Here is a 22387-nt window from a genome sequence, read left to right as displayed (position 1 = left end):
TTGGGAATAATCTCCCTGTACGGTAATAAATGTGAAGAAATACGCAGCGATAACGCTACTGGCAGCAACACTGGTGGGGTGCGACAACAGCTCCGCGCCGCTGTCGTTTACGCCCGAGATGGCGAGTTTCTCGAACGAATTTGATTTTGATCCGCTGCGCGGCCCGGTGAAAGACTTCACCCAGACGCTGCTCAACGAGAAGGGCGAAGTGTCCAAACGGGTGACCGGCACCGTGTCGGCGGAAGGGTGTTTCGATACCCTGGAACTGCACGACCTGGAGGCCAATACCGGCGTGGCGCTGGTGCTGGATGCCAATTACTACCTTGATGCGGAAACCCAGCAGCGAAAAGTGAAGCTGCAGGGGAAATGCCAGCTGGCCGAACTGCCGTCAGCCGGGATAACGTGGGATACCGACGACAACGGTTTTGTGGTGGCGGCGCACGGCAAAGAGATGGAAGTGAAGTATCGTTACGATGCGGATGGCTACCCGCTGGGCAAAACCACCGTCTCGGGGGATCAGCACCTGTCCGTCCAGTCGACGCCGTCTAAAGACGTTCGCAAAAGAATGGATTACTCGGCAGTGAGCATGTTGAATGACAAGCCGCTGGGCAACGTGAAGCAGAGCTGCGACTACGATCGACACAATAATCCGGTGAGCTGCGACCTGACGATCACGGACGATAGCGTCAAACCTGCCGTTGAGCACAAATACACCATCAAAAACACGATTGAATACTACTGAGAATAAAACCGCGCAGATTACTGCGCGGTCGGTTTCAGCAGGCTGGCGCCTGACGGCTTGTGCCCGGCCAGATGCTGATGCTGGAAGATGCACATGCGAATGGTATTGCGGTATTCGCCGTTGATAAAGAACTCGTGAATCAGCTCGCCTTCCACCATAAAGCCCAGCTTGCGGTAGATATGGATCGCTTTCTCGTTCTCTTTATCCACAATCAGATAGAGCTTGTAGAGATTCAGAACGTTGAACCCGTAATCCATCGCCAGCTTCGCTGCCCGTGAGGCAAGGCCTTTTCCCTGATGCTCAGGGGAAATAATGATCTGAAACTCCGCCCGACGGTGAACATGGTTGATTTCAACCAGCTCCACAAGACCGGCTTTTTCGCCTTCACACTCCACCACAAAACGACGTTCACTCTGATCGTGAATGTGCTTATCGTAGAGATCGGACAGCTCAACAAAGGCCTCGTACGGCTCTTCGAACCAGTAGCGCATTACGCTGGCGTTATTGTCCAGCTGGTGGACGAAGCGCAGGTCTTCACGCTCCAGCGGGCGAAGCTTAACGTCGCAGGGCGCCGACATTACGGGGCTACCGTGCGGCCAGTGCGGCGATCCAGGCAGCGCAGGGTGTTTGGCTCCCAGTAGGCGTTGACGTTTGCACTTTGCTGACACTTATCGCGCGCGTCAAAAGCGACATCTTCTTTATCCCACTCTTTCTCAGCACGTTTGTTGACCTTGTGGCGAAGGCTGCGGGTGTCATTCCATTGTTCTTTGTCCATGGCGGCGTTCTGGCGGCTTTGCGCGCTGTCACCAGACTCAATAATGAGCTTGCTGGTTTCCGCTGTCGCAGAGGCGGCAAAGGCGAACGATGACAGCGCCAGCAGGGCTGTCAGACAAAGGCGTTTGCTTAATGTGGTCATAGCGTTTCCTTTTAAACGGGTGCAGATAATCAAGTTACCCTGAACAGATTCTACACCAAAGCGAAAAGACGTCATACCCGCGGTGCAAGTATGGGAAAGTAAAGGATATCATCAGGTATGATGTCTAAATAAATCCTCACCTGACGTGAAATATGCTCAAAACGACGCTGCTTTTTTTTGCCACCGCGCTATGCGAAATCATCGGCTGCTTCCTGCCCTGGCTCTGGCTGAAGAAGGAGGGATCCGTACTGCTTCTCATCCCGGCAAGCATCGCGCTGGCTCTGTTTGTCTGGCTGTTAACGCTGCATCCGGCCGCGAGCGGCCGCGTCTACGCCGCTTACGGTGGTGTCTATGTCTGTACCGCGCTGCTGTGGCTACGCGTGGTGGACGGCGTCAGGCTCAGCGCGTACGACTGGGCCGGCGCGCTGATTGCCCTGTGCGGAATGCTGATTATTGTGGCGGGATGGGGGCGGGCCTGAGGCCCCGGTTTTGTGATCGTTAGCGGATTTTATGATCATTATACTTGTATGGTAGTCTGGTTAGTGGGTAAGTTTCCAGCATCACAACGAATGATGTAAGGAAAGGAATTATGAAGATTGTCGCGGCTGACGTGTTTGTTACCTGCCCGGGGCGGAACTTTGTCACCCTTAAAATCACCACCGACGAGGGGATTGTCGGCCTCGGTGACGCTACGCTAAACGGGCGTGAACTCTCCGTGGCTTCCTACCTGAAAGACCATCTCTGCCCGCAGCTGATTGGCCGCGATGCGCACCGCATCGAAGACATCTGGCAGTTCTTCTATAAGGGCGCCTACTGGCGTCGCGGCCCGGTCACCATGTCGGCCATCTCCGCCGTGGACATGGCGCTGTGGGACATCAAAGCCAAAGCGGCCAACATGCCGCTCTACCAGCTGCTGGGCGGCGCATCCCGCGAAGGGGTGATGGTCTATTGCCACACGACCGGCCACACCATTGACGACGTGCTGGAAGACTACGCCCGCCATAAAGAGATGGGCTTTAAGGCGATCCGCGTGCAGTGCGGGGTGCCGGGTATGAAAACCACCTACGGCATGGCCAAAGGGAAGGGGCAGGCCTACGAGCCTGCGACCAAAGGCGACTGGCCGGAAGAGCAGCTCTGGTCCACCGAAAAATACCTCGATTTCACACCGAAGCTGTTCGACGCGGTGCGCAGTAAATTCGGCTTCAATGAACATCTTCTGCATGACATGCACCACCGCCTGACGCCAATCGAAGCGGCGCGCTTCGGCAAGAGCATTGAAGAATTCCGCATGTTCTGGATGGAAGATCCAACGCCTGCGGAAAACCAGGCCTGCTTCCGCCTCATTCGCCAGCACACCGTCACGCCAATTGCCGTGGGCGAAGTGTTTAACAGCATCTGGGACTGCAAGCAGCTCATCGAAGAGCAGCTCATCGACTATATCCGCACCACCATTACCCACGCGGGCGGGATCACCGGGATGCGTCGCATCGCGGACTTCGCCTCGCTCTATCAGGTGCGAACCGGCTCGCACGGCCCGTCGGATCTCTCGCCGGTATGCCACGCCGCCGCGCTGCATTTCGACCTGTGGGTGCCAAACTTTGGCGTCCAGGAATATATGGGCTATTCCGAACAGATGCTGGAAGTCTTCCCGCACAGCTGGCGTTTTGATAACGGCTATATGCATCCGGGCGACAGGCCGGGGCTGGGCATCGAGTTTGATGAAAAGCTGGCGGCGAAATACCCGTACGATCCGGCCTATCTGCCGGTGGCCCGTCTTGAGGACGGCACGCTGTGGAACTGGTAAATGAGGAGCGAACGATGAAAAGCGTAGTGATTCAACAGCCGAACGAACTGGTGATTGAAGAGCGGCCACTCCCGGCGCCAGGTGCAGGTGAAGTTCGCGTCAAAATCACGCTGGCGGGGATCTGCGGCTCGGACAGCCACATCTATCGCGGCCATAACCCGTTTGCGAAATATCCACGCACGATCGGCCACGAGTTTTTTGGCGTGATTGACGCCGTAGGCGAGGGTGTCGACAGTGCCCGTCTGGGCCAGCGCGTCTCGGTCGATCCGGTGATCAGCTGCGGACATTGCTATCCGTGTTCCGTCGGAAAACCGAACGTCTGCACCTCGCTGGTGGTGCTGGGCGTACACCGCGACGGGGGCTTCAGTGAATACGCGGCGGTACCCGCTAAAAATGCCTGGCCTATTCCGGATGACATTCCTGATAAACACGCCGTCATGGTGGAGCCTTTCACCATCGCCGCCAACGTGACGGGGCAGGCCAACCCCATCGAGCAGGACGTCGCGCTGGTTTACGGCGCAGGGCCGATGGGGCTGGTCACCGTGCAGGCGCTGAAGGGCGTCTATAAGGTGAAGCAGGTTATCGTGGTTGATCGCATAGACGAACGCCTGAAAATGGCCCAGCGCAGCGGCGCGGACTGGGTGTTGAATAACGGCGAGCAGTCGCTACAGGCCGCGCTGGACGAAAGGGGGATCAAACCGACGTTAATCATTGATGCCGCCTGTCATCCGTCGATATTGCAGGAGGCGATTACCCTGGCCTCTCCGGCGGCGCGTATCGTGCTGATGGGGTTCTCCAGCGAGCCGAGCCAGATTGTCCAGCAGGGCATCACCGGCAAAGAGCTGGCGATCTTCTCCTCGCGCCTCAATGCCAACAAATTCCCGGTCGTCATCGACTGGCTGAAAAAAGGGCTGATCGACCCGGAAAAACTGATCACTCATGCCTTTGACTATCACCATGTAACAGACGCCATTGAACTGTTTGAGAAAGACCAGCGGCAGTGCTGCAAAGTCTTGCTCACGTTCGGGCAATAATCCTTTACGCGGTTAAGAGCCTGCGCAGACAGGCTCTGTGTGGTACGCATCTTACCCTTCAGAGATAGCCATTATGACGCAAGCACAACCTCAAAGAACCACCTCCGATCTGGTGAAAGCCGCCGTTTCCGGCTGGCTGGGCACCGCCCTGGAGTTTATGGACTTTCAGCTTTACTCGCTGGGGGCTGCCCTGGTCTTTCACGAGATCTTCTTCCCGGAACAGTCAGCCGCGATGGCGCTGATCCTCGCGATGGGGACCTACGGCGCAGGCTATATCGCACGCATTGTCGGCGCTTTTATCTTTGGAAGGATGGGCGACAGCATTGGTCGTAAGAAGGTGCTGTTTATCACCATCACCATGATGGGGATCTGCACCACGCTGATTGGCGTCCTGCCGACCTACGCGCAGATCGGGATTTTTGCTCCCGTTCTGCTGGTGACGCTGCGTATCATCCAGGGCCTGGGGGCCGGGGCTGAGATCTCCGGGGCCGGGACCATGCTGGCGGAGTACGCGCCGAAAGGCAAACGCGGCATTATCTCCTCGCTGGTGGCGATGGGCACTAACTGCGGGACGCTGAGCGCAACGGCGATCTGGGCGGTGATGTTCTTTGCCCTCGACCGTGAAGAGCTAATTGCCTGGGGCTGGCGCGTGCCGTTCCTCGCCAGCGTCGTGGTGATGATTTTCGCCATCTGGCTGCGAATGAACCTGAAAGAGAGCCCGGTCTTTGAGAAAGTGAACGATGCCCAAACCGTACAGCCGGACACCTCGCTGGGTTCAATGGTGAAAAGTAAATCCTTCTGGCTTGCGACCGGGCTGCGTTTCGGTCAGGCGGGCAACTCGGGGCTGATCCAGACGTTCCTCGCCGGGTATCTGGTCCAGACGCTGCTGTTCGATAAAGCCATCCCGACCGATGCGCTGATGATAAGCTCCATTCTAGGGTTTATCTCCATTCCGCTGCTGGGCTGGCTTTCCGATAAAGTAGGGCGCCGTCTGCCGTACATTATCCTCAATATCTCCGCCATTCTTCTCGCCTACCCAATGCTGTCGATCATCGTCGATAAGAGCTATGCGCCGGGGACGATTATGCTCTCCATCATCGTTATCCATAACTTCGCCGTGCTGGGGCTGTTTGCGCTGGAAAATATCACCATGGCGGAGATGTTTGGCTCGCGAAATCGCTTTACCCGCATGGCTATCTCGAAAGAGGCGGGCGGTTTGGTGGCGGTGGGCTTTGGTCCGGTACTGGCGGGGATCTTCTGCAACATGACCGGCTCCTGGTGGCCGATTGTCGCCATGCTGGTGGCCTATTCCGTGATTGGGCTGGTCTCGGCATTCCTGATGCCGGAAGTGCGCGACCGTGATTTGAGCGCGGCGCAAGACGCAGCGGAGTCCGCGCCAGAAGAGAGCGTGGGTTACGGCGCGGTCTCCTCGCGACGCTAATGGTTTATAACTTACGTGACCTGTCACATAACTTTATCTTTATGTCACACCACATGAGCAAAAGTTAATATAAATCAAAATATCAAACGGCAGTATCAGTATGGTTGATGGCAGTTATTTTTTTACCCCAACTGCCATTCTAGTTGGTGTAGTCAGCAGGCGCTGCCGCTTCAGAGGAGCGGCAGCGGTCCACGGCTTTCAAATTAACGAGTCTTAATCATGGAAAACACCTTATTACAGGCCAACGCGACGCTGCCTCAGTACGATCGCGACAGCCTTCAACCACGGATTGTTCATCTGGGTTTTGGCGCCTTTCACCGGGCGCACCAGGCGGTATACGCCGACATCCTCGCCGCCGGGCACGGCAGCGACTGGGGCTACTGTGAGGTTAACCTGATTGGCGGCGAGCAGCAGATTGCCGATCTGAAGGCGCAGGATAACCTCTACACCGTGGCGGAGATGTCTGCCGACGCATGGACATCCCGCGTGGTTGGCGTGGTTAAAAAAGCGCTGCATGCGCAGGTTGACGGGCTGGAAAGCGTGCTGGCGGCGATGTGCGAACCGCAGGTGGCGATTGTCTCGCTGACCATCACCGAGAAAGGGTACTGCCATTCACCGGCGACAGGACAACTGATGCTCGATCACCCGTTTATCGTCGCCGACCTGCAAAACCCGCACCAGCCGAAATCCGCGCCGGGCGTGGTGGTGGAGGCGCTGGCGCGTCGCAAAGCGGCGGGTCTGCCCGCGTTTAGCGTGATGTCCTGCGACAACATGCCGGAGAACGGCCACGTGATGCGCAATGTGACCTGCGCGTACGCCCGGGCGGTAGACGGCGAGCTGGCGGACTGGATCGAGGCTAACGTCACCTTCCCGTCAACCATGGTGGATCGCATCGTGCCGGCGGTCACGCCCGATACGCTGGATAAAATCGAACAGCTGACCGGCGTGCGTGACCCGGCGGCAGTCGCCTGTGAACCGTTCCGCCAGTGGGTGATCGAGGATAACTTTGTGGCAGGACGTCCCGAGTGGGAAAAAGCCGGAGCCGAGCTGGTGTCAGACGTGATCCCGTTTGAAGAGATGAAGCTGCGCATGCTCAACGGCAGCCACTCCTTCCTGGCGTACCTGGGCTATCTGGCCGGTTACCCGCATATCAACGACTGTATGGAAGATGAGAACTACCGCTTCGCCGCGCGTGCGCTGATGCTTAACGAGCAGGCGCCCACGCTGAAAGTGAAGGGCGTTGATTTAGGTCGCTATGCCGATCTCCTGATTGCCCGCTACAGCAACCCGGCTCTGCGCCACAGGACATGGCAAATCGCGATGGACGGCAGCCAGAAGCTCCCGCAGCGTATGCTGGACTCCGTGCGCTGGCACCTGGTGCACCAGACCCCTTTCCCGCTGCTGGCGCTGGGGGTGGCTGGCTGGATGCGTTATGTCGGCGGCGTGGACGAGCAGGGTAACGCCATTGACGTGAGCGATCCACAGCTGGCGGTGATTCAGGCGGCGGTGAACGGAAGTGCGGAAGGCGAAAGCCGGGTCAATGCGCTGCTCGGCATTGAGGCCATCTTTGGTAACGAGTTACCGAAGGAGCCGCGCTTTGTGGCTGCGGTGATGGCCGCGTACCGGTCGTTGCTGCAAAAAGGCGCGAAAGCGACCGTCGCGCAGTACGCGTCTCAACGGTAGTTCAGCACATGCCGCCGCGCGCGGCGGCATGTCTGCGCACAGCTTAGTGCATTCCCAGGCGAATCAGCTCAATCGGCTCGAACTTACCTTCGCATCCTTCCACTTCAACCGTTTTGCTGCGGCGCACCTGCGCGGCATCCAGCCCGTCGCTGTGGATCGCTTTAATCACGCCAGTTTTGCCCGTGCCGCTAATCATGACGCGGCTGCCGGTGGTGATTGCATTGCGGTTACGGTCGTATGTCATCATGGTATTTTCTCCTCTCTAACCTGTTCGTTACGGTGCTATTTCGGGTTATGCCGTTCACGGGGCATATAAATACGCCTGTCCGCGCTTCATGTTTTTGTTTTTGATCAAACTCACACTTTTTTCTTTATTTCGTCGAGCGCTGACGGTTCAGGACGGTAATTTACAAAGTGGACCGTTATTTTCATTAATTGATAGTTTCGACAGGGAAGCGTTGAGGGTTGGTTTATATTCCGGATGTCATCCTGTGTGCAGGAAATAACCCTTTCATTGGAATAAGGAGTCAGGCTTATGTATAAGAACATTTTGATGCCTGTAGACGTGTTTGAAATGGATTTGAGCGACAAAGCGGTTCGCCACGCGGCAAGCCTTGCGAAGGCTGAGGGCGCGTCGATTACCCTGGTCAATATTCTGCCTGCCAGCAGCCGGTCTCTGCTGCGCGGTTTCAACGCCGATATAAAAAAGTTTGAAGAGTATATGACCGCAGAATCCGGGAAGAAAATGAACGAGTTAAAAAGACTGTTCGATATTGCCCCTGAAAATATTCACAGCATGGTGCGTTTTGGCAACGTCCGGGATGAAATTATCAAGCTGAGCAAGGAGGGGAAATATGATGCGATTGTCATCGGGTCGAAAAATCCGAGCATCTCCACGCATCTGCTGGGTTCAAATGCGGAATCTATTCTGCGCTACGCTACGATCCCGGTGTTAGTCGTTCGCTAATCACCTCGCCGCACCCGAAAGGGGCGGCGCATATTACTCTTCGCTAAACCACTCGCTATTTTCCTGACGAATAAGCTGCACGGATTCGCTAATTTCCTGCAGATGCAGCGTCATCGCTTTTTCCACACCGTCCGGGTCGCGTTTTTCCAGCGCGCTGAAAATATCATGATGCTGTCGGAGCAGCATTTCCGGCGGGGAGACGTGATCGAGGCTCATATAGCGCACGCGGTCAATGGTGGCCTTGATGTTCTCGATGGTGTCCCAGGCCAGCTGACAATCCGCGATTTGCGCCAGCTTCTGGTGGAATTCATCGTCAAGCTGGAAGAAATCATTGAGCTGCTTACGGTCAATCGCAATACGCTGCTGGTGCAGGTTCTGCTCCAGCTGGTAACACTGGTTGTCGTTGATAAGCGTTGCGGCGCGGCGCGCCACCGCGCATTCAATGGCCTGGCGAACGAAACAGCCGTTGCGTACCTGAGAGAGTGAAATTTTGTTCACGTAGCTGCCGCGCTGCGGGCGGATCTGAATTAGTCCGTTTTCAGCAAGCTTAATAAACGCTTCACGTACCGGCTGACGGGAAACGTCAAAACGCACGGACACCTCTTTTTCAGAAAGCGGCGTTCCCGGTGGGATCAGGCAATGGACAATATCACGTCGCAAAATGCGATAGATTTGCTGGTTAACGGGCTGGGTGGGATTGAGTTGCGATTCAGCGGCCATGAGTTGTCATTTCTCAGAGAGTTAGCCTGAACATACTACCATTCTTTTATAACCCGAAACAGACCCGGCCCGCAGGCCGGGAAGGGCAGAGTTAGCCACGATGGACGCTAAGTCCGGCAAAACTCTGGCTGACGGGCATCATTTCCACGGTATTGATGTTGACGTGTTTTGGCAGCGTTGCCACCCACCAGACCGTTTCGGTCACATCTTCCGGCGTCAGCGCGTTAGCATTTTCGTAGGTTTTATCCGCTTTCGCGTCATCGCCTTTGAAACGCACGTTGGAAAACTCGGTGCCGCCCACCAGGCCCGGCTCGATATCGGTAACGCGAATGGCGGTGCCGTGCAGGTCGGTACGCAGGTTAAGGCTGAACTGGCGCACAAACGCCTTCGTTGCGCCATAGACGTTGCCGCCCGCGTAAGGCCAGCTTCCGGCGGTGGAGCCAATGTTGATAATGTGGCCGCGGTTGCGCTCGACCATGCCAGGCAGCACCGCGCGGGTCATATAGACCAGCCCTTTGTTGTTGGTGTCGATCATGTTTTCCCAGTCTTCAACGCTGGCTTTGTGGGCGGGCTCCATGCCCAGCGCCAGACCGGCATTGTTGACCAGAACGTCGATGGCGCGCCACTCGGCGGGCAGGTTGGCAATCATCTCTTCAATGGCCGCGCGGTTACGCACGTCCAGCTGCGCGGTCAGGATGCTGTCGCCTAATTCGTCCTTCAGCTCCTGCAGGCGCTCCTGACGACGGCCCGTGGCAATAACCTTGTGCCCGTTGGCGACGAAGCGACGCGTGATGCTTTCACCAAAACCTGCCGTTGCCCCGGTAACTAAAATAATCATCTCACTGTTCCTCAACGCTTTTTGTGTTGTACTAACATAGCACGGCCGCAGAGGGTGCGTTAAGGCAACATTTGTATGACGGCGTTGCAGGGGATGGCGGCCTGGCCTACTCTGGGAGGATACCCGTACTCAGGAGCGAAAGATGACGGCCACGAACCCCTTTTTTGACATCAGCCTGCTGCCTTACCAGGCCCCCCATTTTGATGAAATCACCGACGATCACTATCGCCCGGCCTTTGATGAAGCGCTTCGCCAGAAGCGGGCGGACGTAGACGCCATTGTGTCCCAAACCGCTGCGCCGGACTTCACCAACACCGTGCTGGCGCTGGAGAAAAGCGGCGCTTTGCTCTCGCGCGTCAGCAGCGTGTTCTTCGCTATGACCTCCGCACACACCAATGCGTATCTGCAGGAGCTTGAGGAGCAGTTCTCCACCGAGCTTGCCGCGCTGGCAAACGACATCTGGCTGAATGACACCCTTTTCGCCCGCGTGGAGAGCGTCTGGCAGGACCGTGCCGCGCTGGACGCCGAATCCCGCCGGCTGGTCGAGGAGACGTATCAGCGGTTTATTCTGGCCGGCGCGCGTCTCAATGAAACGGAAAAAGCCGAGCTGAAGGCGCTGAATACCGAGGCGGCGACCCTGACCAGCCAGTTCAATCAGCGTCTGCTGGCTGCCGATAAAACGGGTGGGCTGGTGGTGGATTACGCGCACCAGCTTGACGGGCTCAGCGCCAGCGAGATCGCCGACGCGGCGCAGGCTGCCGCGGATCGAGGGTTAAACGACCGCTGGCTGATCCCGCTTCTGAACACAACTCAGCAGCCCGCGCTTTCCGCGCTGCGCAATCGTCAGACCCGTGAAAATCTGTTCAACGCAGGCTGGACGCGCACCCAGAAAGGGGATGAAAACGACACTCGCGAGCTGATCCTCCGCCTTACGGCGCTGCGCGCCCGGCAGGCCCGCCTGCTGGGATTTGACGATTACGCCAGCTGGAGTATCGCCGACCAGATGGCGAAAACCCCGGACGCCGCGCTGGAATTTATGCGCGGCATTGTGCCCGCCGCCCGCGCCCGGGCAGAGCGCGAGCAGGCCGATATTCAGAAAGTGATTGATGACGAGCAGCGCGGTTTCACCGTGCAGGCCTGGGACTGGGCCTTTTATGCCGAGCGCGTGCGTCAGGCAAAATATGCCCTCGATGAATCGCAAATCAAACCCTATTTTGCGCTCAATACCGTTTTGCACGACGGCGTATTCTGGGCCGCAAGCCAGCTGTTTGGCATCCGCTTTGTGGAGCGCTTCGATATTCCGGTGTATCACCCGGACGTCCGCGTCTGGGAAATTTTCGACCACACCGGTGAGGGCATGGCGCTATTTTACGGCGACTTCTTTGCCCGCGATTCCAAGCAGGGCGGGGCCTGGATGGGGAATTTCGTCGAGCAATCCTTCGAGCTTGCTGCCCGTCCGGCGATCTACAACGTCTGTAATTACCAAAAACCGGCTAACGGCGGCGTCGCGCTTCTCTCCTGGGATGACGTGATCACCCTGTTCCACGAGTTTGGCCATACGCTGCACGGTCTGTTTGCCAGCCAGCGTTTCGCCACGCTCTCCGGGACCAATACGCCGCGCGATTTCGTTGAATTCCCGTCGCAGATCAACGAACACTGGGCCAGCCATCCACAGGTATTTACCCACTACGCCCGCCATTACGAAACCGGTGAACCGATGCCGGACGCGCTGCGGGAAAGCATGCTCAACGCGACCCATTTCAACAAGGGTTATGACATGACGGAGCTGCTGGCTGCCGCGCTGCTGGACATGAACTGGCACGGGATTAGCGAAGCCGTTTCGAGCGTAGACGCGTTTGAAGCGGCAGCACTGAAAAAAGAGGGGCTGGATCTGCCCGCCGTACCGCCGCGCTATCGCAGCAGCTATTTTGCCCATATTTTCGGCGGCGGCTACGCGGCGGGATATTACGCCTACCTGTGGACGCAAATGCTGGCGGACGATGGCTATCAGTGGTTTGTCGAACAGGGCGGTCTGACTCGTGAAAACGGACAAAAATTCCGCGAGGCGATTTTGTCCCGTGGTAACAGCACGGATCTGGCAGAACTTTATCGGCAATGGCGCGGGCACGATCCGAAGATTGAACCGATGCTGGAAAATCGCGGGTTGAGCGAATAGAGCCAGTCTCGTCAGAAAAAAGAACCGGGCTTTACGCCCGGTTTTTTTATAGGCTCCAACATGCTTGTAACGTCTTCTGCAAAAACAATTTTAATATGTTTTCTTTATAAATAAAACAGGTGAGATTAAAACTTACTTCGAACAGTATATTTAATTAGCCAAGATTAGGCTTTAAATGAATTAATGGTTAATAGTTTGTTCTGGATTGTAAAAATAAAAACCTTTAGCTTCGGGTTTTTAGCTATAAATTTTTGTTATTTTTTGCCGATAAATGAAAGTGGCATAAAAATCGACGTAGTAGCAGTTAAGAAGGCGAAAGATGACCCTACCTCTGAACAATCCGGGCTTCACGGATACCGAGCCTTCTAAAGGCCTGATAAATAAAACCTTTACCTATATTGTAACGTTGTTGATAAGTATTTTTATTGCGGCAATAATTTCCCTGCTAATAATAAAAGATAATGTGAATGAAATCAGCGACAAGCACGATGAATTTTTGTTAAGGAAAGCCCTGGAGACCCGCCAGGAGAGCATGCGAAGTCATTTGAAAGATAATGCCGAGTGGGGAGATGCCTACAAACATCTTCATCTGAACAATGACGTTCACTGGGCGTGGGATAAACAGAACCTGGGTAAGTCCCTGTATGACAACTTTGGCTACGAAGGGGTGTTTGTTCTCTCTCCAGAAGGGAGTACGCGATACAGCGTGGTTGACGGGAAGCTGAAGCTTCAGGAGCTGGAGCGCTGGTTAGACAAATCAACCAAAGACCGTTTACTCCATGAGTTGAGTATAAAAAAGGGAGTGCCGGTTTCTGTGCTAGCGCTTATCGATTCCGTGCCGGCCATTGTTTCTGCGCAATGGATAACGACGGGCGATGATGCGAGCGTGCAAACCATGCCCGGAAAACCGTCGACAATGGTGTTTATAGACAAGTTAACGGCTAAAAAAATCCTCACGATTGGGCAGGATGACGGCATCCAGAACGTTCGTACTTCACCTGATACAGCCACTTCTCAAATAAAGAATCAGACGGAATTTACATTAAGCACCCAAAATGGGGATGTGCAAATTATCTGGGACGGTGAAAATCCCGGCCAGGCGTTAATAATTTATTTTTTGCCATTGCTCATTCTTTCCGTCGTTCTGACGGTATCGATGACGGTGATATTAATGCGCCATATTATGCACAAGGCGAGAATGCTTGACGAAAATACGTTTCTCCTTGAGCAGGCGCGGTTGAATCTTATTACGAGTGAAAAACGATTCCGGGACGTCAGTGAAACAACCAGCGACTGGTTCTGGGAAACAGATTTATCGTTAAGGATAACGTGGCTATCGGGTCGTTTCTCTACAATAACGGGATATGAAAATAGCAAATGGATAGGCCGCAGGTTGGATGAACTCTTTCCGGCGACAGGCGAATTATCACATGACTGCGCCGGGCAGCGGGATTTAACCGAACGCTTTGAATTTAAAAACTGTCCTTATACTCACGCGCAAAAAACCACGTCATATTGCACGCTTCTGGCAAAGTTTTCTGCTCAGCCTGATGGAACGGTGGTGTTGCGAGGCGCGGCAACCGACGTCTCTCAGGAAGTAGAAGCAACAAAACGCGTGGAGTTCCTGTCACGCCATGATGAATTAACCGGTCTGCCGAACCGGTATCATATTAAGGAATTCCTGGCTGGCCAGTTGGCGAAAGAAGACCTTAACCATTATCCCTTTGCCATGATTTGCCTTGATTTAGACAAGTTTAAGCCCGTCAATGATATTTTCGGGCACTCCACCGGCGATGCCCTGCTTGGCGAGGTCGCTTCACGTCTTAAAAACTGCGTTCGTCGGGGTGATTTTGTCGCACGGCAGGGAGGGGATGAATTTATGCTGCTCCTCGGCAACACCAGCCAGCAAGACCAGATTGAGGAGGTGTGTCGTCGTATCGTGCAAGAACTTAACCGTCCTTTCGCCATTGAGGGCAATGATGTGGCGATAGGCGTAAGCATGGGCATTGCGCTGGCTCCCCGGGATAGCAGCAGCGCAAACGATCTTCTACGCTACGCGGATATTGCGCTGTATCAGGCGAAACAATCCGGCAGAAACCGATGGGTCTATTATCGCCCGGATATGTCGGAAAAGTTGACCGAACGCAGGAAACTGGAATTAGAACTCAAGACCGCGATTCGCGAAGAACAGCTCTACCTGGTTTACCAGCCGCGTTATAACCTCCGGTATTCTAAAATTGAGGCCGTCGAAGCGCTGGTACGCTGGCAGCACCCGGCTCGGGGGACCATAATGCCCGATCAGTTTATCCCGCTGGCAGAAGAAACCGGGCTGATTATTAGCCTGAGTAACTGGGTCATACGCAAAGCCTGTACGGAGACGAAAGACAAATTGCCGGGATTATCGGTCTCCGTCAATATTTCTGCTATCGAATTCCAGGCAAGCGATCTTGCCGAAAGAATAAAAGAGATCCTTCACGAAACGGGGCTTGAATCCAACCGGCTGGAAATTGAAGTCACTGAAAACGTTACGCTTTCCGACCCGGAAAAAACCTTGCAGACCATGAAGTCTCTCAAAAGAATGGGCGTCCGCATTCTGATTGACGATTTCGGTACCGGCTATGCCTCTCTGAGCTATCTGCGGAAGTTTCAGTTTGACGGGCTTAAGCTCGACAAGAGCTTTATTTTTACCCTCGGTGACTCGCCGCAGAACCAGTCAGTCGTGGAGAAAATTATCGACCTGGGAAAAGCCTATTCCATGGCGGTAACCGCAGAAGGGGTGGAGACCGTCGAACAGCTGTCTTTTCTGAAAAAAAATAAATGTGATGAAGTTCAGGGCTACCTGCTTGGAAAACCGGCCGCCATTGCGGACTTAAATTTAAACGCCAACAGAGTAAATCTCTAAATCGCGTTTTCACTCAGGAAAGCGTAAATGAAAAACCGGGCTTCTCGCCCGGTTTTTATTATCCGCTATCCGTTCGTATCCACGAGCGTAAACGCCGCTTTCTATCTTACGACCAGGACAGGGCATTTCGCATGCCGAACCACTGCCGCAGCGTTCGAACCCAACAGATACGTCGATATGTCAGGTTTGTGGGAAGCGATGATAATCAGGTCGGCATCGATCGTGTCAGCGAGCTTAAGGATTTGATCCTTTGGAGAGCCCGTCACGGCGTGAGTCTGTATCTTGTCTGGAGGAATTTTGAATTGCTTAACGATTTCATCCAGCTTCGCTAAGGCCGCGTGCTGGAACTCTTTCAGCTTCGGCATTTCAACCGAATAGGCCAAACCTAATGATGAATAATACGGAAGCGATGGAATGACGGTAAGAAAGTGAACTTTAGCTGTGTTAAGTGCTGTATGTGCCTGAACGAAGGGGATAACCATGTGCGTCAGGCTATCCTCCGAAATGTCAATTGGAACCAAAATTGAATTATACATTTGTCCCTCCTGAGTGTTTTTCACACAATTCAGGGTAGACCGTTAATTTCAGGAAAACAGAGAGCAAGCTGTCATAACGGGGACAAATTTCGGTTATGTGATAGGCGTACAGTCGAACCAGCCCTGATCTCGTCAACGTGGCGTGACAACGAACAGGGCATTCGGGGATGAATCTCTCCGCGTCACGGTCCGTTTTCTGCAAAACGCCAAAGCCTCAACCGGGCGCAATGCCCGGTACCTTGTTCATATTGCGTGACAGCTGACGGACGCGATAATTTTATTCCCGCCCATATTTCCCATAATCAGATCGAGTAATTTTCGGTATTCCTCCCGGGTCATCACTTCCGCCCGAATTTCAGTTTTACCTTCTGCTTGCGCCGTAGCGGAATAAATCGCTTTCAGACTTAACGTCAACTCTTTCGCCATATTTACGACGCTCTGCCGCACCGCATCTTCATGCTCGTCATTGCAGGTGATTTTAAGTACATAGCATTTTTCGCCTTCATGGAGCACAGGCAGTTGATTAATTCGCTGCGCGGCTTCGCGAAGCAATATGTTAGCGCAGAGAATAATTAGGCTGGCCATGGCGGCATTCCAGAACTGGCCTAATCCGCACAGTACGCCAATTCCGGCCGAGCACCACAGCGTTGCGGCGGTGTTCAAACCACGAATATTCATTCCTTCACGCATAATGACGCCTGCGCCAAGAAAGCCGATACCGGAGACGATCTGCGCTGCGATACGCCCCGGGCTATCAGGAGAAGTCGATACCGAACTTAAAATGAACACTGCCGCACCCGTGGCAACCAGTGCATTAGTACGAAGTCCGGCCATACGCTGGCGCCACTGTCTTTCCGCGCCAATAATTGCGCCCAGCAGCATCGCTGCGAGCAGATGAGAGATATAAGGGAACATCAGCCTGTCGCCTGTTAACGTTATTAAATAATAAGCGTCAGTGCTTTGCTAAGCACATCATAACGCCGTTTAAATGGTAAACGTGTCAGGACGACGGTGGCGGAAAGAGTGAATGTGTAAACATGAACATGCGATGCCCCACAAATTGAGTGGTTTTACTATTTCGGGATACAATCGCTTAAAGAGGATTGCTGCCCACCGTTTCAGGTAAGCAGCGAGGAAATCGCGCTAGCTTACCTTCGTATCAACAATAAAATAACTTTCCAACGAAGGACTCCTGTGAAAATTTATTGCCAGTATAGTCAGGGTCGATAATGAGTAAAGCGAAAAAACAGCCTCCGTTATGAATTGTTTAAGTTCGCAAGGCATATTTTTTAAGACGTCATCTGATTTTAAAAAATACCCGCTATACTACATTTCCTTTTTTACAGGCGATAACAGACAAAGGCAGGAAGTATGTCTCTTCGTTCGCTGCGGGCATTATGCCTGACAAGTTTTTTCATCGCGGATGTCCGCGATGGCCTCGGTCCTTTTCTCGGTATTTTTCTGACCGAACGCCACTGGGCTCCCGATGATATCGGCATCCTGATGACGGCCGGTGGGCTGGCGGGATTACTGGCCACGCTGCCGGCGGGATTCATCACCGACACCTCACGCAGCAAGCGGACCGTGCTGGCGCTGGTGTGCCTGCTCATCACTCTTAGCACGCTCCTGCTCTGGTTTAGCCAGCAGAGCGCTGTTGTCGCCGTTTCGCAAATTGTCTCCGGTATCTATGCGGCGTTTGTCGGGCCGCTGATCGCCGGGATTACCCTGGGGCTGACCGGCCAGAGCGGGTTCAGCGCGCAGATGGGCAAAAATGAGGCGTTCAATCACGGCGGCAACTTTGTTACCGCACTGATTGCAGGGGGCATTGCGTGGTACTGGGGCGTCGGCGGGATTTTCCTGCTGATGACCTGTACCACGCTGTTAACGCTCTGTGCGCTGCTTGCCATTCGCAACGGGGATATCGATAACGACGCGGCGAGGGGGCTCTCTTCTTCAGCGAGCCTGCCGGTTCCCGGCTTTGCCGTGCTGATTAAAAACCGGGCGCTGTTAGTGACCGGACTGACGCTGCTGCTGTTTCACCTGGCGAACGCCGCGCTGCTGCCGATGCTGAGCATGAGGGTGGCCGCCGCGCCCGCCTCGATCAATCCCGGTTTGTACGCGGCGGGCACCGTTATCATCTCTCAGGCCGTGATGATCCCCGTCGCCATCTGGGTCGCCCACCGAATAGACCGCTACGGCTACTGGCGCTTAATTATGCTGGCGCTGCTGGTGATGCCGGTGCGCGCCGCGCTGGCGGCGTCGACGGACGCGCCGCTCATGATGATCCCGGTACAAATTCTCGACGGGCTCGCCGCAGGGATCCTGGGGGTTGTGGTTCCGTCGTTTATCGTGGTGCTGCTGCGCGGGAGCGGGCACGTCAATGCCGGGCAGAGTGTGGTGATGCTGATGCAGGGGGTTGGGGCATCCGTGAGCCCGGCGCTAACCGGCACGATTGCCGGTCATTACTCATTTGCCACGGCATTCAGTGTTCTGAGCGCGATTGCGCTGGTGGCCGTCCTGCTCTGGTGGTGCTTTGCGCACCGGACCTGGGAAACTGACAGTACGCCGGGTGGGGCATAGCCGCCACCCGGCGTCACGCTTACGCCAGTTCGTTAGGGCACGCTTCGCCCTTTTCCAGCTGCTGCAGATTACCCAGCGTGGTTTCCGAAATGCTGATCAGCGCTTCGGCAGTCAGAAACGCCTGGTGTCCGGTAAACAGCACGTTATGACAGGCTGACAGGCGGCGGAACACGTCGTCCTGGATCACATCATTCGACTTGTCTTCAAAGAACAGATCGCGTTCGTTCTCGTACACGTCCATTCCCAGCGCGCCAATTTTCTGGGTTTTCAGCGCTTCGATAGCGGCCTGAGAGTCAACCAGCCCGCCGCGGCTGGTGTTGATGATCATCACGCCATCTTTCATCTGGTCAAACGCCGCCTGGTTAAGCAGGTGGTAGTTCTCCGGCGTCAGCGGGCAGTGCAGGGAGATCACGTCAGACTGGGAGAACAGGGTCGGCAGGTCGACGTATTCCACGCCCAGCTCCAGCGCAGCGGCGCTCGGGTATGGATCGAACGCCAGCAGACGCATGCCGAAGCCTTTCAGAATGCGCAGGGCGGCGACGCCGATTTTACCGGTGCCGATCACGCCCGCGGTTTTGCCGTACATGGTAAAGCCGGTCAGCCCTTCCAGAGAGAAGTTGGCATCACGGGTACGCTGATAAGCGCGGTGAATACGACGGTTGAGCGACATCATCATGCCAATTGCATGTTCCGCGACCGCTTCCGGGGAGTACGCCGGGACGCGCACCACCCTCAGACCCAGCTCTTTCGCCGCGTCGAGGTCCACGTTATTAAAGCCCGCGCAGCGCAGGGCGATATACTTCACGCCCTGTTTTTTCAACTCCTCCAGCACCGGACGACTGCCGTCGTCGTTAACAAAAATGCAGACGCCTTCACAGCCGTGCGCCGTTTTGGCGGTTTTTTCGGACAGCAGAAAGTCGAAAAATTCAAGCTCAAACCCGTAAGCCTCGTTAACATGTTGCAGATACTTTTTGTCGTACTGCTTTGTGCTATATACCGCGAGTTTCATAAGACTTTCTCCAGTGATTTTGCATTCACGTTAGCATGATTAAAATTATCTTACAATTTCTAAAATATTATTGAATTCAATAAGTTCTATCAATTATTCTAGAGCATCTATCCTTAAAAATGGCATTCCCTTCAACTGACTGGCTAAACATGCGACAATACTCGGCACTGCCGGCTTAAATCTTTCGCTAAATCAGGATATTAACTGCCCATGAAGGGTAAATACAAAGCCGCTCTTGCGCTTTTACTGCTGTTCATATTGTTGCCGCTGACGCTGCTGATGACGCTCGCCCAGTGGGTACCGACGCTCGCCGGGATTTGGCTGCCCGTCGGGACGCGCATCGCTTTCGAAGAGAGTCCGAAACTTACCCGCCACGCGCTGGTGATCCCCGATCTTCGCTATCTGGTTGAAGACTGCGAAATTGCCCGCATCGATAACGTGACGCTGTCACATCCGAGCCGCTGGAAGCTGGATATCGGTGCGCTGGATCTTAACTCCGTCTGTCTGAGCAAAATTCCCCAGTCTGCGCCCTCAACGGTCGCCCCCAAAACGCTGGCACAGTGGCAGGCGGTATTACCCAATACCTGGATCACGGTTCACCGTCTGACGCTGTCGCCCTGGCAGCAGTGGCAGGGCGAGCTGCATGCGTCGCTGACGCCGTCCATTCAGGAGATCGCCTATAAAGGCGAGCAGGTCAGCATTAAAGGCACGCTTCGCGGTCAGACGCTCTCGGTCAGCCAGTTCGATGTCCAGCTCCCGGACCAGCCGCAGCCGATTAAGCTGGTGGGCGAGTTTACCTTGCCGCTGGTACCGGATGGCGTGCCGGTGAAGGGCCACGCGGTCGCGACCTTTAACGTGCCACAGTTGACGTCTCTGGTCGATGCCGATCTGGACTGGGAAGACAATCAGGGTCAGCTGGTGGTGATGGCGCGGGATAATCCCGATCCGCTGCTCGACCTGCCGTGGCAGATCACCGCGCAGCAGCTGAACATCAGCGACGGGCGCTGGAACTGGGATCTCTCGGGTATGCCGCTGAGCGGGCGGGTATCCCTTCGCGCCGACAACTGGCAGCAGGGGCTGGATAACACCACCCTGACCGGACGGCTGAATGTGCTTACCCAGGGTGACGCGGGGAAAGGCAACGCGGTACTGAACATTGGGCCCGGCAGACTCAGCATGGAAAACAGCGACATGCCCCTGCATCTGAGCGGTGAAGCGAAGCAAAACGATCTCATTCTTTACGCAAAATTGCCCGCCACGCTGACCGGCAGCCTGTATGAACCGCAGCTGGCCTTTGAGCCGGGCGCGCTGCTCCGCTCGCGCGGGCGCATCATTGACTCACTCGATATCGATGAAATCCGCTGGCCGCTGGCGGGCGTGAAGCTGACGCAGAAGGGCGTGGACGGTCGTTTACAGGCGATTCTGCGCGCTCATGAAAACGAGATGGGCGATTTTGAACTCCATCTGGACGGTCAGGCCAACGACTTTTTACCTGATAACGGCCTGTGGCAGTGGCGCTACTGGGGGAAAGGCGGTTTCACGCCGATGCATGCCCGCTGGGATGTCGCCGGGAAAGGCGAGTGGCGCGACAATCTTATTGAGCTGACGGCGCTCTCCACCGGTTTTGACAAGCTCCAGTACGGCACGATGGAGGTCAGCAAGCCGCGTCTGGTGCTGGATCAGCCGGTGCGCTGGCTGCGTGACCCCGAAAAACCGGCCTTCAGCGGCGCGCTGTCGCTCAACGCCGGGCAAACCCGTTTCTCCGGCGGCAGCGCGTTGCCGCCCTCGGTCCTGACCTTCAGCGTCGACGGCACCGACCCGACCATTTTTCAGTTCAAGGGCGACCTCCATGCGGACAAAATCGGCCCGGTACAGGTGAACGGACGCTGGGATGGCGTGCGCCTTCGCGGGCAGGCCTGGTGGCCAAAACAGTCGCTCACCGTCTTCCAGCCGCTGATCCCGCCGGACTGGAAAATGACGCTGCGCGACGGGGAGCTTTACGCGCAGGTCGCCTTCTCGGCGGCGGCCGATCAGGGCTTTGAGGCCGGTGGGCACGGCGTGCTGAAATCCGGCAGCGCCTGGATGCCGGATAACCAGATTAACGGCGTCGATTTTGTGCTGCCGTTCCGCTTCAGCGAGGGTACCTGGTCTCTCGGCACGCGCGGTCCGGTCACGTTGCGCATAGGCGAAGTGGAAAACCTGGTGACCGCGCGCAACATTACCGCCGATCTACAGGGGGATTATCCCTGGACGGAGGACAATCCGCTGCTCCTCACCAACGTGAAGGTGGAAACCCTCGGCGGGAAAATCACCATGCAGCAGCTGCGGATGCCGCAGCACGATCCGGCCCTGCTGCGCGTGGACAATATCTCTTCGAGCGAGCTGATTAGCGCCGTTAATCCGAAACAGTTTGCCATGTCAGGGCCGGTGAGCGGGGCGCTGCCGTTCTGGCTGGACAATGAAAAATGGATCATTAAAGATGGCTGGCTGACCAACCCGGGGCCAATGACGCTGCGCATCGACAAAGATACGGCAGACGCCATCGTGAAAGATAATATGGTGGCGGGCGCCGCGATTAACTGGCTCCGCTATATGGAAATTTCGCGTTCGTGGACGAGAATCAATTTAGATAATCTGGGTGAATTAACCATGCAGGCGACCATCAAGGGGACCAGCCGGGTGGATGGCAAAAGCAGCTCCGTCAACCTGAACTATACCCATGATGAGAATGTCTTTACCCTCTGGCGCAGCCTGCGCTTTGGGGACAACCTGCAAACCTGGTTTGAGCAACATGCGGCGATACCTGCTCCCCGCAGTTTGACTGGCAAGGAAAGTGAGGAACAACAATGAAAAAGATGGCTGGTGTGCTCACCGTTGCCGTTGCCGCGCTACTGACCGGCTGTACGCCGCGCATTGAAGTCGCTGCCCCAAAGGAGCCGATTACCATCAATATGAATGTCAAAATCGAACATGAGATCCATATTAAGGTCGATAAAGACGTTGAAACCCTGCTGAAATCGCGCAGCGATCTGTTCTGAG

20 protein-coding genes are annotated in these 22387 nt (G+C 55.3%); 12 read left to right on the top strand and 8 right to left on the bottom strand.

Annotation, left to right across the window (positions count from 1 at the left end; genetic code table 11):
* Positions 1–31 precede the first annotated feature (31 nt).
* On the top strand, positions 32–742 hold the full coding sequence (locus HCH49_RS06555; protein WP_033145401.1) for a YnfC family lipoprotein: 711 nt from the start codon (positions 32–34) through the stop codon (positions 740–742).
* Between the two features lie 17 nt (positions 743–759).
* On the opposite strand, the gene speG is transcribed toward HCH49_RS06555, so the two are convergent.
* On the bottom strand, positions 760–1320 hold the full coding sequence (gene speG, locus HCH49_RS06550) for a spermidine N1-acetyltransferase (protein ID WP_023311549.1): 561 nt from the start codon (positions 1318–1320) through the stop codon (positions 760–762).
* Positions 1320–1658 carry a DUF1283 family protein gene (locus tag HCH49_RS06545; protein ID WP_023311550.1) on the bottom strand — a complete coding sequence of 113 codons (339 nt, stop codon included), beginning with the start codon at positions 1656–1658 and terminating at the stop codon, positions 1320–1322. The genes speG and HCH49_RS06545 overlap by 1 nt, the downstream gene beginning before the upstream one ends.
* A 152-nt stretch (positions 1659–1810) precedes the next feature.
* On the opposite strand from HCH49_RS06545, the gene HCH49_RS06540 reads away from it, so the two are divergent.
* The 5 genes from HCH49_RS06540 (at position 1811) to HCH49_RS06520 (ending at position 7620) form a co-directional block, all read left to right on the top strand.
* Positions 1811–2137 carry a YnfA family protein gene (locus tag HCH49_RS06540; RefSeq protein WP_221702426.1) on the top strand — a complete coding sequence of 109 codons (327 nt, stop codon included), beginning with the start codon at positions 1811–1813 and terminating at the stop codon, positions 2135–2137.
* 110 nt (positions 2138–2247) lie between these two features.
* Positions 2248–3462 (top strand): D-mannonate dehydratase ManD, encoded by a 1215-nt coding sequence (manD, locus tag HCH49_RS06535; RefSeq protein WP_221702425.1) that lies wholly within the window; start codon positions 2248–2250, stop codon positions 3460–3462.
* A gap of 14 nt (positions 3463–3476) precedes the next feature.
* Positions 3477–4496 (top strand): Zn-dependent oxidoreductase, encoded by a 1020-nt coding sequence (locus HCH49_RS06530; protein WP_112778390.1) that lies wholly within the window; start codon positions 3477–3479, stop codon positions 4494–4496.
* A gap of 73 nt (positions 4497–4569) precedes the next feature.
* Positions 4570–5937 carry an MFS transporter gene (locus HCH49_RS06525; RefSeq protein ID WP_221702424.1) on the top strand — a complete coding sequence of 456 codons (1368 nt, stop codon included), beginning with the start codon at positions 4570–4572 and terminating at the stop codon, positions 5935–5937.
* Positions 5938–6156: 219 nt separating this feature from the next.
* Complete coding sequence (locus tag HCH49_RS06520; RefSeq protein WP_221702423.1) at positions 6157–7620, top strand: mannitol dehydrogenase family protein; 1464 nt, start codon at positions 6157–6159, stop codon at positions 7618–7620.
* Between the two features lie 43 nt (positions 7621–7663).
* Here HCH49_RS06520 and ydfZ read toward each other — a convergent pair whose 3' ends face one another.
* Positions 7664–7867, bottom strand: a complete 204-nt coding sequence (gene ydfZ, locus HCH49_RS06515; protein WP_014883679.1) for a putative selenium delivery protein YdfZ — start codon at positions 7865–7867, stop codon at positions 7664–7666.
* A gap of 288 nt (positions 7868–8155) precedes the next feature.
* On the opposite strand from ydfZ, the gene HCH49_RS06510 reads away from it, so the two are divergent.
* Positions 8156–8587: a universal stress protein gene (locus tag HCH49_RS06510; RefSeq protein ID WP_033145406.1), complete on the top strand. Its 432-nt coding sequence runs from the start codon at positions 8156–8158 to the stop codon at positions 8585–8587.
* A 33-nt stretch (positions 8588–8620) separates the two neighbouring features.
* Here the strand turns inward: HCH49_RS06510 and HCH49_RS06505 are convergent, their stop codons facing one another.
* Both HCH49_RS06505 and ydfG read right to left on the bottom strand, forming a co-directional pair.
* Positions 8621–9307, bottom strand: coding sequence for a GntR family transcriptional regulator (locus HCH49_RS06505; protein ID WP_023311557.1), 687 nt, complete (start codon positions 9305–9307; stop codon positions 8621–8623).
* Between the two features lie 91 nt (positions 9308–9398).
* Positions 9399–10145: a bifunctional NADP-dependent 3-hydroxy acid dehydrogenase/3-hydroxypropionate dehydrogenase YdfG gene (gene ydfG, locus HCH49_RS06500; protein ID WP_023292548.1), complete on the bottom strand. Its 747-nt coding sequence runs from the start codon at positions 10143–10145 to the stop codon at positions 9399–9401.
* 142 nt (positions 10146–10287) lie between these two features.
* Here ydfG and dcp point away from each other — a divergent pair, with 142 nt between their 5' ends.
* Positions 10288–12321 (top strand): peptidyl-dipeptidase Dcp, encoded by a 2034-nt coding sequence (gene dcp / locus HCH49_RS06495; protein ID WP_221702422.1) that lies wholly within the window; start codon positions 10288–10290, stop codon positions 12319–12321.
* A gap of 319 nt (positions 12322–12640) precedes the next feature.
* The gene (locus tag HCH49_RS06490) at positions 12641–15223 is read left to right on the top strand and encodes an EAL domain-containing protein (RefSeq protein WP_221702421.1); all 2583 of its coding nucleotides are present in this window, start codon (positions 12641–12643) and stop codon (positions 15221–15223) included.
* Positions 15224–15324: 101 nt separating this feature from the next.
* Here HCH49_RS06490 and uspF read toward each other — a convergent pair whose 3' ends face one another.
* Together uspF and HCH49_RS06480 are read right to left on the bottom strand one after the other, a co-directional pair.
* Positions 15325–15759 carry a universal stress protein UspF gene (gene uspF, locus HCH49_RS06485; RefSeq protein ID WP_023292544.1) on the bottom strand — a complete coding sequence of 145 codons (435 nt, stop codon included), beginning with the start codon at positions 15757–15759 and terminating at the stop codon, positions 15325–15327.
* 243 nt (positions 15760–16002) lie between these two features.
* Positions 16003–16674: an MgtC family protein gene (locus tag HCH49_RS06480; RefSeq protein ID WP_033145409.1), complete on the bottom strand. Its 672-nt coding sequence runs from the start codon at positions 16672–16674 to the stop codon at positions 16003–16005.
* A 456-nt stretch (positions 16675–17130) separates the two neighbouring features.
* Between HCH49_RS06480 and HCH49_RS06475 the strand changes: the two genes are divergently transcribed.
* Positions 17131–18339, top strand: a complete 1209-nt coding sequence (locus HCH49_RS06475; protein ID WP_221702420.1) for an MFS transporter — start codon at positions 17131–17133, stop codon at positions 18337–18339.
* A 19-nt stretch (positions 18340–18358) separates the two neighbouring features.
* Here HCH49_RS06475 and HCH49_RS06470 read toward each other — a convergent pair whose 3' ends face one another.
* Positions 18359–19348, bottom strand: a complete 990-nt coding sequence (locus HCH49_RS06470) for a 2-hydroxyacid dehydrogenase (protein WP_058840686.1) — start codon at positions 19346–19348, stop codon at positions 18359–18361.
* A 210-nt stretch (positions 19349–19558) separates the two neighbouring features.
* Between HCH49_RS06470 and HCH49_RS06465 the strand changes: the two genes are divergently transcribed.
* A complete protein-coding gene (locus HCH49_RS06465) occupies positions 19559–22198 on the top strand; it encodes a YdbH family protein (protein WP_221702419.1) in 2640 nt (879 codons plus the stop codon).
* Positions 22195–22386 (top strand): YnbE family lipoprotein, encoded by a 192-nt coding sequence (locus HCH49_RS06460; protein ID WP_014169918.1) that lies wholly within the window; start codon positions 22195–22197, stop codon positions 22384–22386. Before HCH49_RS06465 ends, HCH49_RS06460 begins: the two co-directional genes overlap by 4 nt.
* The last annotated feature ends 1 nt before the right edge of the window (position 22387 follow it).

Origin of the sequence: Enterobacter sp. Y17 (assembly GCF_019730495.1) — a bacterium.
GTDB classification, from domain to species: Bacteria; Pseudomonadota; Gammaproteobacteria; order Enterobacterales; family Enterobacteriaceae; genus Enterobacter; species Enterobacter asburiae_B.
Note: the sequence above shows the minus strand (reverse complement) of the source record. Positions and strands in the feature narration are given on the sequence as shown.

Excerpts from the sequence above, each read along its gene's own strand:
- speG (WP_023311549.1), bottom strand. The coding sequence starts at position 1,320 with ATGTCGGCGCCCTGCGACGTTAAGCTTCGCCCGCTGGAGCGTGAAGAC.
- HCH49_RS06545 (WP_023311550.1), bottom strand. The coding sequence starts at position 1,658 with ATGACCACATTAAGCAAACGCCTTTGTCTGACAGCCCTGCTGGCGCTG.
- HCH49_RS06540 (WP_221702426.1), top strand. The coding sequence starts at position 1,811 with ATGCTCAAAACGACGCTGCTTTTTTTTGCCACCGCGCTATGCGAAATC.
- manD (WP_221702425.1), top strand. The coding sequence starts at position 2,248 with ATGAAGATTGTCGCGGCTGACGTGTTTGTTACCTGCCCGGGGCGGAAC.
- HCH49_RS06530 (WP_112778390.1), top strand. The coding sequence starts at position 3,477 with ATGAAAAGCGTAGTGATTCAACAGCCGAACGAACTGGTGATTGAAGAG.
- HCH49_RS06525 (WP_221702424.1), top strand. The coding sequence starts at position 4,570 with ATGACGCAAGCACAACCTCAAAGAACCACCTCCGATCTGGTGAAAGCC.
- HCH49_RS06520 (WP_221702423.1), top strand. The coding sequence starts at position 6,157 with ATGGAAAACACCTTATTACAGGCCAACGCGACGCTGCCTCAGTACGAT.
- ydfZ (WP_014883679.1), bottom strand. The coding sequence starts at position 7,867 with ATGATGACATACGACCGTAACCGCAATGCAATCACCACCGGCAGCCGC.
- HCH49_RS06510 (WP_033145406.1), top strand. The coding sequence starts at position 8,156 with ATGTATAAGAACATTTTGATGCCTGTAGACGTGTTTGAAATGGATTTG.
- HCH49_RS06505 (WP_023311557.1), bottom strand. The coding sequence starts at position 9,307 with ATGGCCGCTGAATCGCAACTCAATCCCACCCAGCCCGTTAACCAGCAA.
- ydfG (WP_023292548.1), bottom strand. The coding sequence starts at position 10,145 with ATGATTATTTTAGTTACCGGGGCAACGGCAGGTTTTGGTGAAAGCATC.
- dcp (WP_221702422.1), top strand. The coding sequence starts at position 10,288 with ATGACGGCCACGAACCCCTTTTTTGACATCAGCCTGCTGCCTTACCAG.
- HCH49_RS06490 (WP_221702421.1), top strand. The coding sequence starts at position 12,641 with ATGACCCTACCTCTGAACAATCCGGGCTTCACGGATACCGAGCCTTCT.
- uspF (WP_023292544.1), bottom strand. The coding sequence starts at position 15,759 with ATGTATAATTCAATTTTGGTTCCAATTGACATTTCGGAGGATAGCCTG.
- HCH49_RS06480 (WP_033145409.1), bottom strand. The coding sequence starts at position 16,674 with ATGTTCCCTTATATCTCTCATCTGCTCGCAGCGATGCTGCTGGGCGCA.
- HCH49_RS06475 (WP_221702420.1), top strand. The coding sequence starts at position 17,131 with ATGTCTCTTCGTTCGCTGCGGGCATTATGCCTGACAAGTTTTTTCATC.
- HCH49_RS06470 (WP_058840686.1), bottom strand. The coding sequence starts at position 19,348 with ATGAAACTCGCGGTATATAGCACAAAGCAGTACGACAAAAAGTATCTG.
- HCH49_RS06465 (WP_221702419.1), top strand. The coding sequence starts at position 19,559 with ATGAAGGGTAAATACAAAGCCGCTCTTGCGCTTTTACTGCTGTTCATA.
- HCH49_RS06460 (WP_014169918.1), top strand. The coding sequence starts at position 22,195 with ATGAAAAAGATGGCTGGTGTGCTCACCGTTGCCGTTGCCGCGCTACTG.